At 69.9% G+C, this 11,681-nt stretch carries 12 protein-coding genes; 5 read left to right on the forward strand and 7 right to left on the reverse strand.

Going from position 1 to position 11,681, the window contains the following annotated elements:
- The first annotated feature begins 1 nt into the window (after position 1).
- The gene (locus BJY22_RS01875; protein WP_167203447.1) at positions 2-775 is read left to right on the forward strand and encodes a thiazole synthase; all 774 of its coding nucleotides are present in this window, start codon (positions 2-4) and stop codon (positions 773-775) included.
- Here the strand turns inward: BJY22_RS01875 and BJY22_RS01880 are convergent.
- On the reverse strand, positions 750-2,624 hold the full coding sequence (locus tag BJY22_RS01880; RefSeq protein ID WP_202890957.1) for a DUF6807 family protein: 1,875 nt from the start codon (positions 2,622-2,624) through the stop codon (positions 750-752). The two genes, BJY22_RS01875 and BJY22_RS01880, sit on opposite strands and share 26 nt — an antisense overlap.
- Before the next feature lie 92 nt (positions 2,625-2,716).
- On the opposite strand from BJY22_RS01880, the gene BJY22_RS01885 reads away from it, so the two are divergent.
- Positions 2,717-3,103 carry a Rid family hydrolase gene (locus BJY22_RS01885; RefSeq protein WP_167203448.1) on the forward strand — a complete coding sequence of 129 codons (387 nt, stop codon included), beginning with the start codon at positions 2,717-2,719 and terminating at the stop codon, positions 3,101-3,103.
- A gap of 115 nt (positions 3,104-3,218) precedes the next feature.
- Here BJY22_RS01885 and BJY22_RS01890 read toward each other — a convergent pair whose 3' ends face one another.
- Complete coding sequence (locus BJY22_RS01890) at positions 3,219-4,091, reverse strand: serine hydrolase (RefSeq protein WP_167203449.1); 873 nt, start codon at positions 4,089-4,091, stop codon at positions 3,219-3,221.
- Complete coding sequence (locus tag BJY22_RS01895; protein ID WP_167203450.1) at positions 4,088-4,960, reverse strand: LysR family transcriptional regulator; 873 nt, start codon at positions 4,958-4,960, stop codon at positions 4,088-4,090. Before BJY22_RS01895 ends, BJY22_RS01890 begins: the two co-directional genes overlap by 4 nt.
- Positions 4,961-5,080: 120 nt before the next feature.
- Between BJY22_RS01895 and BJY22_RS01900 the strand changes: the two genes are divergently transcribed.
- Positions 5,081-6,067 carry an MBL fold metallo-hydrolase gene (locus BJY22_RS01900; protein WP_337758031.1) on the forward strand — a complete coding sequence of 329 codons (987 nt, stop codon included), beginning with the start codon at positions 5,081-5,083 and terminating at the stop codon, positions 6,065-6,067.
- Here the strand turns inward: BJY22_RS01900 and BJY22_RS42805 are convergent.
- Together BJY22_RS42805 and pdxR are read right to left on the reverse strand one after the other, a co-directional pair.
- Positions 6,057-6,788: a GNAT family N-acetyltransferase gene (locus BJY22_RS42805; protein WP_167203451.1), complete on the reverse strand. Its 732-nt coding sequence runs from the start codon at positions 6,786-6,788 to the stop codon at positions 6,057-6,059. The genes BJY22_RS01900 and BJY22_RS42805 overlap by 11 nt on opposite strands.
- A 55-nt stretch (positions 6,789-6,843) precedes the next feature.
- On the reverse strand, positions 6,844-8,241 hold the full coding sequence (gene pdxR / locus BJY22_RS01910) for a MocR-like pyridoxine biosynthesis transcription factor PdxR (RefSeq protein ID WP_202890958.1): 1,398 nt from the start codon (positions 8,239-8,241) through the stop codon (positions 6,844-6,846).
- Positions 8,242-8,325: 84 nt separating this feature from the next.
- Between pdxR and BJY22_RS01915 the strand changes: the two genes are divergently transcribed.
- Both BJY22_RS01915 and BJY22_RS01920 read left to right on the forward strand, forming a co-directional pair.
- Positions 8,326-9,615, forward strand: a complete 1,290-nt coding sequence (locus tag BJY22_RS01915; protein WP_167203453.1) for an FAD-binding oxidoreductase — start codon at positions 8,326-8,328, stop codon at positions 9,613-9,615.
- Between the two features lie 7 nt (positions 9,616-9,622).
- Complete coding sequence (locus tag BJY22_RS01920; protein WP_337758032.1) at positions 9,623-10,126, forward strand: tetratricopeptide repeat protein; 504 nt, start codon at positions 9,623-9,625, stop codon at positions 10,124-10,126.
- 12 nt (positions 10,127-10,138) lie between these two features.
- On the opposite strand, the gene BJY22_RS01925 is transcribed toward BJY22_RS01920, so the two are convergent.
- Positions 10,139-10,981 (reverse strand): SAM-dependent methyltransferase, encoded by an 843-nt coding sequence (locus BJY22_RS01925; protein WP_202890959.1) that lies wholly within the window; start codon positions 10,979-10,981, stop codon positions 10,139-10,141.
- 159 nt (positions 10,982-11,140) lie between these two features.
- A complete protein-coding gene (locus tag BJY22_RS01930; RefSeq protein WP_167203454.1) occupies positions 11,141-11,602 on the reverse strand; it encodes a rhodanese-like domain-containing protein in 462 nt (153 codons plus the stop codon).
- Between the last annotated feature and the right edge of the window lie 79 nt (positions 11,603-11,681).

An 11,681-nucleotide genomic window follows, 5' to 3' on the forward strand; every position in this document is an offset into this window, starting at 1 on the left:
GATGGACGATCCACTGGAGCTCGGCGGGCGGACCTACACCTCGCGGCTGATCATGGGGACCGGCGGTTCGGCCAACCTCGAGGTGATGGAGGAGGCGTTGATTGCCTCCGGCACCCAACTCACCACGGTCGCGATGCGCCGCCTCGGCACCGGTCACGAGGGCTCGGTGCTCGACGTACTGAAGAAGCACTCCATCGACGTGCTGCCGAACACGGCCGGTTGCCACACCGCGGCCGAGGCCGTGCTGACCGCCAAGCTCGCCCGCGAGGCGCTGGAGACCGACCTCATCAAGGTCGAGGTCGTTGCCGACGACCACCTACTGCTGCCCGACCCGGTCGAGCTGCTGGACGCCGTGGACGCCTTGGTGGCCGACGGTTTCACCGTGCTGCCGTACACGAACGACGACCCGATCCTGGCCCGCCGCCTCGAGCAGGCCGGCTGCGCCGCCGTGATGCCGTTGGCCGCACCCATCGGTTCGGCGCTCGGTATCCGCAACCCGCACAACATCGCACTGATCGCGGAGGCGGCGAAAGTCCCGGTGATCGTGGACGCCGGCATCGGTACGGCGAGTGACGCCGCGCTGGCCATGGAGCTCGGGTGTGACGCGGTCATGCTCGCGACCCCCGTGACCCGTGCGGAGAAGCCTGCCCTGATGGCCGCGGCGATGCGCGACGCCGTGTCCGCGGGCCGCAACGCCCGCCTCGCCGGTCGTGTCCCGCGGCGCTGGCAGTCGGCCCTCGCGTCGTCGCCTACAACCGGCCTACCAGCCTTTTAGCCTCCTCCGCGTCAATCGCCCGATCCAGCAGTACTGCGGTCAACGACAACGTCAGCTCCTCGTTCGGTTGCAGCGCCAACGGCTCGTCCCACGCCAGCGCGGGGCACGCCCCGACGTACGCCTCGGAACGCACGAACCACGGCCGCACCTCCTCCGGCTGCACCAGCAGCAGGCTGACGTCTCCTTGCACGAAGGCGAGCCACGGGCTGGTCGACCCGAAGGCGGGGTCCAACCCGTCACCGTCAGCACTCAGTACGGTCGTCTCCCCGGACGGCAGTCGCCAGAAGATCCCGCCGTACCCAGCCCCTGCCCGGCCTGAAGTCGCCGGGCTCTCGATGCGGATCGGTCCGTACCGGGCGGTGAGTTCGCTGCGCCAGTCGAGTCGCCAGCCGCCGAAGGCCAGGTCGCCCACGAGGCGCCGGCGTTCGACCAGCTGCGGTCGGCCTTGTTCGTCGTACCAGGTGATGTTGTCGACCAGTTCGCGATTGTCGGCGGTGACGCCGCGGCTGCGTTGCTGGCCGTGGTTCGTGAGCAGGGTGGGGCCTTGGCCGCGGACGTAGGTGCGGCCGCCCCAGTGCGAGGTGCCGTTGACCTGAGCGAGCGCGAGCGAGAGGCCGTAGTGGTGCCGGTGGTCGACCGGGCTGACCTCGGTCAACGGGTGCCCGCCGAGGGTCCGGACCGGATGCAGGTACGGCCTCGGCGCGTGCACCTGCGGCATCCGCCGCCCGAACTCGTACCGCGCGAGCAAGCCGGCCGAGCTCCCGAGCTCGAAGATGTCACCCTGCCGCTGCCACCCGATCCGATCGGCCGCAGCATCCCCCTGCGATCGCCGCTCCTGCGGAACCGGTCCCGTGCTCGCCCGCACTGCGAGCCGCAACTCCGGGACATCGCCTGCCTGCACGGGAGGCGAGCCGTCCGACGCCGTGACCGACGCGTACAGCCGCTGCCAGGCGAGCTCGCCAAGGTCCTTCTGCGGCACCCGCACGGTCGTCAGCGACGGTACGGCGAAACGCGCCAGCCCGATGTCGTCCATCCCGGTCACCGACAGATCAGCCGGTACGGCGACACCGACCTCGTTCAGCCGCGCCAGCAACCCGAACGCCACCAGGTCGTTGAACGCGACGACCGCCGTGACCTGCGCCTCGAGCACCCGTTCCACCGCGGCGTACCCGTCCTCGATCGACCAGCCGCACTCGAGCCGGACGAGTTCCAGCCCCGGGATCTCCCGCTCGGCGACCTCGAGCGCCTTCAACCGCAAGACGTTGGACGCACTGGCCGCCGGGCCGGACAGGAACGCCAGCCGCCGGTGCCCCAGGCCGACCAGGTGATCGACGACGATCCGTACGGCGCGGCCGTAGTCGACCACGACCGACGACACCTCCGCCGGGCCTTGCCGATTGACCAGGATCACCGGCTGCACCTGCGGAAGGAGCTCCAGCAGCCGCTCCTGGTCCATCCGCGGCGAGACCATGATCAGCGCGTCGCAACGCCGCCGTGCTTCGATCGCGATCGCCGCCTCGGCGGCCGGGTCCTCGTCGGTCTCGGCGACCAGCACCTTGTACCCGGCCGCGGCGGACGCGTTCGTGATACCGCGCAGGATCTGCTGGAACAGCGGGTTGCCGAGGTCCGGGACGACCAGCGCGACCATGTTCGTCCGGCCCAGGGACAGACTGCGGGCCAGGTCGCTCGGCCGGTAGTTGAGCCGCTCGGCCGCGGCGCGCACCCGGGCGACGATCTCGGGTGCGACACTGAGCCGGCCGTTCATCACCCGGGACACGGTCGCCCGCGACACCTCCGCCGCGCGCGCGACGTCGGCGATCGTGATCGTGTCCTTCGGTGTCCGTCCCACCCTTGCATCCTCTCCCGCCGGAAAGCGGTTTCTCAACCCCTGTGACCATCCACCTGTGATCGGATGGGGGCATCAGCCAGAGGGAGGAACAGGTGGGCGAACTGGAGTATCCGCAGGTCGCGGGCGTGGCGCCGGGAAACGGTTACAGCCACGTGGTGACCGGAACCGGCCAGTGGATCGCGATCTCCGGACAGGTGGCGCTGGACCCGGACGGAACGTTCGTCGGCGTCGGTGATCCGGCCGCGCAGGCGGAGCAGGTGTTCGCGAACCTGCAGCGCTGCCTGGCGACCGTGGGCACGACGTTCGGAAACGTGGTCAAGCTGACGTACTTCGTCACGGACATCGGTTTCCTGCCGGCTGTCCGCACGGTGCGTGACAAGTACATCCCGGGGCCGAAGCCCGCGAGTACGGCGGTCCAGGTGGCCGCCCTCTTCAGCCCGGACGCCCTCCTCGAGATCGAGGCATACGCCGTCGTCTGACGCAAGCTTGCCCACCGAAATGGAGGGTTGCCCCCTCGAATTCTCAGTGGGCAACCCTCCAGCTCAGGGGATAACCCCCGAGTTGGAGAGTTTGCGGACGGCGGGCGCGGGCGGGTCAGCGGAGGAGGTCGACGGCAACCCGGGCGGCCTCGCCGATCGCGGCGTCGACGCGGGGCTGGCGGAAGTCGCCGCGGGCGGCGAGCGTGAAGACCGCGACCGCGAACGCCGCCCCGCCGGGCAGTGTGACCACGCCGACCTCGTGCCGCAACGCGCCGAACGTTCCGGTCTTCCCCGCGACGCGTACCTCGTCGTGCGGGAAGCCGGACGCCAACCGGTGCAGGAACAGCTGCCGATGCATCGTCGCCTTCACGAACTCGGTCTGCTCGGGCGACAGCAAATCCCCCGCCCACAGGCGCCGCAACAGCAACGTCATCTCGCGCGCGGTGCTCGCCGACGCGTTCGCGGCCTCGTACACCCCGGCCGGATCGGTCCGGTCGTTGTCCGCCAGTACGGCGAGTGCCGCGTCCGGATCGTTCGTCCCGGTACGCCGCTGCAGATCGCGCAGATTGCCCGCGGTACCGCGACGTACCCACGTTCGCCGCAGACCGAACGACTCGAGCATCCCGGCCAGCCGCCGGAGGCCGACGATGTCGAGCAGTGCGTCGGCCGAGGCGTTGTCGGAGACGGTCATCATCGACAGCGCGAGGTCCCGCAGCGACACCGTCACCGGGTCCGCGAACACCGACAGCCCGGTCGGCCCGGCGGTCCGCTCTGACGGTTCCAGCGTGACCCGGCGCCGCGGATCCAGTTCGCCGAGGTCCACCAAGCGGCAGAACCCGGTCAGCAGCGGCAGCTTGTACACCGAGGCCAACGGCACCATCCCGTCCGCGTCGACCTCGACGGTCGACTCGGGCTCGTCGAGCGCCACCGCGTGCAGCCAACCGCGGACACCGGCGTCCTCGAACACCGCGCGGATCCGGGCGCTCACGAGGTCAGCGCTTCCGTGAGCTGTGCCATCACGTCGTTCGGCCGCAGGAAGGGTGTCCGCGTCCTCGACCAGACGATCCGCAACCGCAACGGCAGCGGATCGTCGGCCAGCCGGTGCCGCGAGACTCCCGGCGCGGTCAGCGACGGGTCCGCGGTCACCACGATCGCCTGTCCCGCGGCTGCCATCGCGAGCCCGGCGCGGTCGTCGGTCACCACGACCGTCCCGCCGTCCGGCCGATGCAACGCCACAGTGTCCAGGAAGAGGTCCCGCGCCGCCGGCGCCTCGGCCCGCGGCCGTACCGCGATCGGCAATCCCTTCAAGTCCCGCAGGGGCACGACCTCACCGTCCGCCATCGACGCGGGCGCCAACGCCCACGTCGACAACAAGGCCACTGGCCCGGCTTCCAGACCGTCGAGGACGGTGGGATGCAGTACGGCGGCCAAGGTCAGCCGGCCCGTGCCTACTTGGTTGACCAGGGAACTCGTCGGCGCGGTCACCACCGTGACGCGACTGCCCCGGAGCGCGGCCCCACAGGCCGCGGCCACCGCGGCGCCGGCGGCCGGCGGAACCTCCGGGGCCAGGCCGACCCGGATCTCGGGACCCTCCGGATCGCGCGCGACGGCGGCCTGGTGGAGCTCACCGATCGAAGTCAGGGCGCGGCGCGCGTACGGCAGCAGGGCGGCCCCGGCCGGGGTGAGTTCTACGCGGCCGGCGCCGCGTTCGAAGAGCTTGGCGCCGACCAGCGCCTCCAGCCGGCGCAGGCCCTGGGACAGCGGCGGCTGGGTGATGCCGACGACCCGTGCGGCATCGCCGAAGTGCTGCTCCTCGGCCAACGCGATGAAGATCTGCAGATGCCGTTCAGTCAGCATTCAGGACCCTGCTGACCTGCGGTGATATCTACAGACAATCGCCTCATGCGTAAGAGCATATTCGACACGTTCACTTGCTCTCGCCTTGACTGAAGATCCAGACGACGAGAGGGAGACAGCGTGAAGGTGAGTCGGAGGGGAATGCTGACCGGCGCGGCGGCAGCCGGTGCGGCGGGCATAGTCGGCGCAGGCGGCGCGGTCGGGCTCGAGCGCCGGAGCGAGGCGGCGACAACTCGCGACACCAGCAGCACTAGCGGCGCTACTAGTACTAGCAGTGCTAGCGGGAACCTGGCGGCGGGTGAGCCGGTCGAGCTGACCTGGTTCGGGACGCATGCGTGGCAGATCCGGTGCGGTAAGAGCGTCGTACTGACCGATCCGTGGCTGACGCGTTTCAAGACCGGGACGTTCACCCCCGAGGGCGCCGACCCGAAGACCAAACTGGTGATCAAGCCCGAGGTGATCGACAAGCACCTGAGCACCGCGGACGCGATCCTCGTTCACCACGGGCACTACGACCACATGGCCGACGTGCCGTACGTCGCGAAGAAGACGCAGGCCACCGTGCTCTGCACCGAGACGCACGCCAACCTGCTGCGCGCGATGAAGACGCCGAACGATCTGCTGTCACCGGTCCGCGGCGGCGAATACCTGCCGTTCGAGGGCTTCACGATCGAGGTGTTCCCGTCGCTGCACTCCTGCGGCGGCAAGCGGCACACGTACGCGTACCCGGGCTACCGGTACGACGTCCCGCCGCGCCCGCGCGTCATCGAGGACCTGGTCGAGGGCGGCACGCTCGCGTTCGTGATCACGATCGGCGGCGTACGCATCCTCAGCCTGAGTACGGCGAACTTCGACCCGCACGCGCTGCAGGGCCTCCAGGTCGACGTCGTCCTCGCGGCGCCGGGCGGCGAACCCGGCATCACCGACCGCCTGCTCCGGACGATCAAGCCGGTCCGGAAGGTGATCGCCACCCACTGGGACGACTTCGACAAGCCGCTCGAGGAGCCCGGCATCCCGTGGACCGACCTGACTCCGCTGCGCACGTCGGTCGAGAAGACCGGTGCGCAGTTCGTCGTCCTCGATCACCTGCAGAAGGTCACTCTTTGACCCGGTAGTGGTAACGCGAGACGGTCTGGAAACCGAGCCGGTCGTAGAGCGTGCGGGCCGCCGTGTTGTCCTCCAGGACGCTCAGCCAGACCCACCTGCTCGTTGCCGCCTGCAACAGGCCGTGAATGATCGCGGAGGCCAGGCCCTGGCGGCGGAAGCGTTCGTCGACGGCGAGGCAGTACAGACCCGCCGTGTCGTCGACGAGCGCCAGCCGGCCGATCGCCTTCACCCGCGGACCGTCCGGGACGCTCGCGTAGAGCGCCTTCCCCCGGGCGAGGATCTGCTCGGCGGCCGCGCGCGTGTCGGCGCCGCGCCCGTCGATGCTCCACCAGCAGTCCGTCCACGCAGCCGAGGGCGTCGTGGAAATATTCACCTCGGCCGGCGTCGTGTGCAGGTTCGCGAGGACGTCGGAGACGGCGGCGCACTGGACCAGCGTCGGGTTGCGCATCACATACCCACGCGCCTCGAGCTGCGCATCCAGGTCGCTCGGCTGCACCGCCGGGCTGATCTGGAACGACGGCGTGATGCCATGCGCGACGTACAGATTTTCCACGTAATCCAAGGCTTTACCGAGGTCGAACGGCGCACTCTTGGGCAGGACGGAATTGGCGCGCAGGGTGACCCCGGCATTGTGCCGGACCAGCCAGCCGTCCAGCTCCGTGCTGTGCGCGGCGGGCCAGCCTTGGTTCATCAGCGAGTCCATCTGAGCTGCCTCGATCACTCCACCAAGAGTAGAACCCGCCGGATCGAATTGCAAAGAAATGGATACTTATTCATCACCCCCGGATCGTCGCGATCGCGTCCGCGAGCAGGTCGATGCCCTCGACAACTTCCTTGCGCCGCAGTGATCCGTACCCGAACACCAGCCCGGCCGGTCCGTCCCCGGCGACCCAGTACGGTGCCAGCCCGTACACCCCAAGCCCGCGCTGCAGTGCCGCCTCCCGCAGCGCGTCCTCGCCGAGATCGGGCGGCAGCCAGGTCATGACGTGCAGCCCCGCCGACACCCCGACCGGCTCCAGTTCGGGAATCCGGGCCGCCAATCGATCGACCAGCGTGTCCCGCAGTATCCGGTACCGCGGCCGCATCCGCCGGAGGTGCCGGTCGAACTCGCCGCGCGCCACGAAGTCCGCGAACGCCAGCTGATCGAACACCGGCGATCCGCGATCGTCCATCAGCTTCGCCTGCGCCATCGGCTCGACCAGCCACGACGGCAGGATCAGCCACCCGAGCCGCAACCCGGGCGCGAGCGTCTTGCTCGCCGTCCCGGCGTACGCGACCCGATCGGGTGCCAGGCCCTGCATCGCCCCGATCGGCTCCCGGTCGTAGCGGTACTCCGCGTCGTAGTCGTCCTCGATCACCAGCCCGTCCCGAGCCGTGGCCCAGGCGACCAGGGCCGCCCGCGTCTCCGCCGAGGCCACCGCTCCGGTGGGGAACTGATGCGCCGCGGTCACCAGTACGACGTCGGCACCCGACTGCTCCAGCGCGGCGACATCGATGCCGGTCTCCAGCATCGGTACGCCGACCACTTCCAGGCCGGCCGCCTGCGCGACGTCCCGCAGATCGTTGTCGGACGGATCCTCCACCGCGAGTCGCGTGCGGCCCTGCGCGGCCAGGACCTGCAGCAAGAGCCGCGAGCCCTGCGCGAACCCGTTGCAGATCAACATGTTCTCCGGCCGCGCCGCCGTACCGCGAACCCGGTTGAGGTAGTCGGAGAGCGCCGTGCGGAGCTCGATCGTGCCGCGACCGTCGATGTAGGCCAGGCTGCGGTACGGCGTCTCGTTCAGCACCCGGCGTACCGATCGGAGCCAGGCGGCGCGCGGGAACTCGGAGACGTCCGGGCGGCTGTACCGGAAGTCGATCCGCGGCGGACCGCTCGCGGCCGGAGCGGCGATCGTCGGCTCGACGACAGCGATGTCCGCGACCTGCGTCTTGCCCCCGGCACGGCTGACCAGGTACCCCTCGGCGACGAGTTGCTGGTACGCCTCGACGACCACACCGCGGGACAGGCCGAGGTTCTGCGCGAGCGCGCGCGTGGACGGCATCACGGTCTCGGCACGCAGCAGGCCGGCGCGGATCCGGGTGCGGATCCCGCTCTCGAGCTGCTGGTGCAGTGGCACGCCACTGTCCCGGTTCAGCTCGACCAGGAGTTCACCGGCTCCGGAACTGGTCCTCATTCGGCTCACGGAACTGGACCTTATCGACGTGCCGCTGCGCTGTCAGGGTTACGGGACAGACCACTTTCCAGGGAGCTGACACCGATGACCGAGTACCTGCGCACCGGCGACGCCGGCTACGACACAGCGCGCACCGTGTGGAACGCGATGATCGACCGCCGCCCGGCCGTGATCGCCCGGTGCACTTCGACCGCGGAGGTGGCCGAGGCGGTGCGGTTCGGGCGCACGGCCGGCCTGGAGATCGCGGTCCGCTGCGGCGGGCACAACATCGCCGGGCTCGCAGTTCCGGACGGTGGGCTGATGATCGACCTGACGCCGATGAGCGAGGTCCGGGTGGATCCGGCGCTGCGGCGGGCGTGGGTGCAGGGCGGTGCGCTGCTGGGCGAGCTGGACAAGGCGGCGCAGGAGTACGGGCTGGCGACGACGGCCGGGAACGTCTCGCACACCGGTGTCGGCGGTCTGACGCTCGGCGGCGGGATGGGGTGGCTGGCGCGGCGGTTCGGGCTGTCCTGCGACAACGTGATCTCGTACGAGGTGGTGACCGCGGACGGCGCGGTCGTGCGGGCGAGCGCGGACGAGAACGCCGAGCTGTTCTGGGGCCTGCGGGGTGGTGGCGGGAACTTCGGGATCGTCACCTCGTTCGAGTTCCAGCTGCACGAGATCGGGACGCGGGCGCTGATCGTGGAGCTCAGCTACCCGATGTCGGCCGGTTTCGACGTACTGCGGGGCTGGCGGGAGCTGAACGTCACGGCGCCGCGGGAGGCGACGTTCACCGCGAACATCACCGGGGACTCGTTGACGGTCGGGTACGTGTGGGTCGGCGAGGGCGGGGAGGAGCTGCTGCCGGCGTTCCGCGCGCTCGGTCCCGTCACGGGTGAGATGGTCGAGGAGACGACGTACCTGACGCTGCAGACGCGCGACGACAACGTGCAGGGGCACCGGTTCCGGCGGTACTGGAAGGGGCATTACTTCAAGACGCTGCCGGACGAGGCGATCCGGGCGTTGCTGGACAACCCGGGCGTGGGAGCGAGTCTGCAGGCGTACGGCGGGGCGATCGCCGACGTACCGGACGACGCGGCGGCGTTCAGCCACCGGGACACGCAGTTCGAATTCGTCACCGCGACCCGCTGGGAGGACCCGGCGGAGGACGCGACCCGGATCGCGACGTTGCGCGGGTACGCCGCCGCGCTCGCGCCGTACGCGAACGGCGCGTACGTGAACACGCTGAACGACGACCCGATCCAGCGGGCCTTCCCGCCCGCGAAGCTGGAGCGGCTCGTCGCGCTGAAGACGGCGTACGACCCGGCCAACGTTTTCCACCTGAACCAGAACATCAGGCCGGCCGGCCTGAGGGACGAGACCGGCGCGGCATGATGGATCTGTGACGACAGAGTTGACGCCCGAGCTCGCGGCGACGATCGAGGAAGCGTTCGCGCGGCGGGACCGGGCGAACATGGGGCCGACGATCGCCTTCTTCGAGAAGCTGCTGACCGAGCATCCGGACAACCCGTACGTGCTGTACGAGGTCGGCGGGTCGTACGACACCGCCGGGCTGGAGGAGAAGGCGGTCGGGTACTACGAGCGCGCGCTGCCCGGGCTGACCGGGGAGACGCGGCGGAAATGCCTGCTGCAGTACGGCAGCACACTGCGCAACCTGCACCGCTTCGACGAGTCGCTGGCCGTGTTCAAGCAGGCGTGTGCGGAGTACCCGGAATCGGACTCGCTGCGGGTGTTCAAGGCGCTCACGCTGCAGGCCGCCGGGCACAAGGACAAGGCGCTGGCCACGCTGCTGCTGGTGATCGCCGACAAGGTCGACTCGGCGGAGATCAAGCGCTACGAGGCGGCGATCCGCGGCAACGCTGACTATCTCGCGGGTCTCGGCTAACTCGACCGACGGCTAGCGTTTGCGGGCGAGGCCGCCGTAGATGACGTCGCGGACGTCGACCGGCGGCTCCTCGTCCACGCGGCCGCCGGGGACGTGCCATTCGGCCAGGCGGACGATCCCCGGCTGGAAGATCTCGGTCCCGCCGAACAGCGCCGAGATCTGCTCGACCGACCGGAACGCCAGATCCGGGAACGCCTGCGTCACCTTCGCGGACAGCTCCGTCACCAACTCGTCGACCGGCCCGCCGTCACCCGGCTTGCACGCGTGGGTGATGGCGAGGAACGACCCCGGAGGCAGCGCGTCGACGTACGCCCGAGCGATCCGCTTGGTCTCTTCGTAGTCGGCGACGTGGTGCAGCATCAGCGCCATCACCAGCGCGACCGGCTCACCCGCGGCCAGCAGGGCGGCGACCGCCGGATCCGCCAGCACCTCGTCCGGCTTCGTCAGGTCCGCGGCACTGAACTGGGTCCGGTCGTTGTCCAGCAACAGCGCCCGCCCGTGGGCGACCACGGACGGATCGTTGTCGATGTAGACCACCGAAGCGCCGAGGTTCGCCCGCTGGGCGATCTGGTGGGTGTTCTCGGCGGTCGGCAGCCCGGAGCCGGCGTCGATGAACCGCCGTACGCCGGCCTCCGCGGCCAGCCAGGTGATCACCTCTTTGAGCCAGGCCCGGTTCGCCCGCGCCCACTCCGGGGCCTCCGGCGCGATCTTCATGATCTGCCGGTACAGCTCGCGGTCGGGCTCGTAGTTGTCCTTGCCGCCGAGGAAGTAGTCGTACACCCGGGCGACGCTCGGACGTGTGGTGTCGATCCCGTGCGCGACCAGCCCGCTGTCGTACGTCGGCTGATCGGTCACACCGTCTCCTCACGTTCGCGGGGGCGCACGTCCGCTCCGAGCGTAACGCACGGAGAGTCAGCGTTTCAGCACGGCGTGTTCAAACGGCGTTGAACCTCAATCTCCACAGGGCTTTCAGCACCACGCAGGCCGAGGTATCAGCAGGCGCAGGCTGTGCCGTCAGCACGCGCAGGCGACACCGCGCGGCGCCACGAGCGGGTCGGACTCGCGCCGCTCGACCCCGTCCGCGGTCTCGACCGGGCCGCCTTCGCGCACCCAGTACTCGAACCCGCCGATCATCTCCTTCACCGGATACCCGAGCCGCGCGAACGCGAGCGCCGCCTGAGTGGCCCCGTTGCAGCCCGGTCCCCAGCAGTACGTCACCACCGTCACCCCATCCGGCACGAGACCCGCCGCCCGCTCCGCGATCTCACGATGCGGCAGATGGATCGCCCCCGGCAGATGCCCCTGATCCCAGCTCTCCCGGCTCCGGCTGTCCACCAGCACCCACCCGGTCACCCCGGCACCGATGTCCGCGGCCACATCAGCCGCATCCACCTCGAACGAAAGCCGCCCACCAAAGTGCGCCACAGCCGCATCCGACCCCGCCGCCGGCGTCCGCAGCACAGCCGAGTTCTCCATACCGATTCTCCTCACACATCCGGGAGCCCCCAGCGTCAGCCATCGAGGATGTACGGCGACAGTGGCAGAAATGCCCTAG

The organism is Kribbella shirazensis, assembly GCF_011761605.1.
Lineage (GTDB): Bacteria > Actinomycetota > Actinomycetes > Propionibacteriales > Kribbellaceae > Kribbella > Kribbella shirazensis.

What these genes read in the sequence shown, in the direction of transcription:
- pdxR (WP_202890958.1), bottom strand. Translation starts at nt 8,241, where the DNA reads ATGAGGACCAGTTCCGGAGCCGGTGAACTCCTGGTCGAGCTGAACCGG.
- BJY22_RS01915 (WP_167203453.1), top strand. Translation starts at nt 8,326, where the DNA reads ATGACCGAGTACCTGCGCACCGGCGACGCCGGCTACGACACAGCGCGC.
- BJY22_RS01930 (WP_167203454.1), bottom strand. Translation starts at nt 11,602, where the DNA reads ATGGAGAACTCGGCTGTGCTGCGGACGCCGGCGGCGGGGTCGGATGCG.
- BJY22_RS01875 (WP_167203447.1), top strand. Translation starts at nt 2, where the DNA reads ATGGACGATCCACTGGAGCTCGGCGGGCGGACCTACACCTCGCGGCTG.
- BJY22_RS01895 (WP_167203450.1), bottom strand. Translation starts at nt 4,960, where the DNA reads ATGCTGACTGAACGGCATCTGCAGATCTTCATCGCGTTGGCCGAGGAG.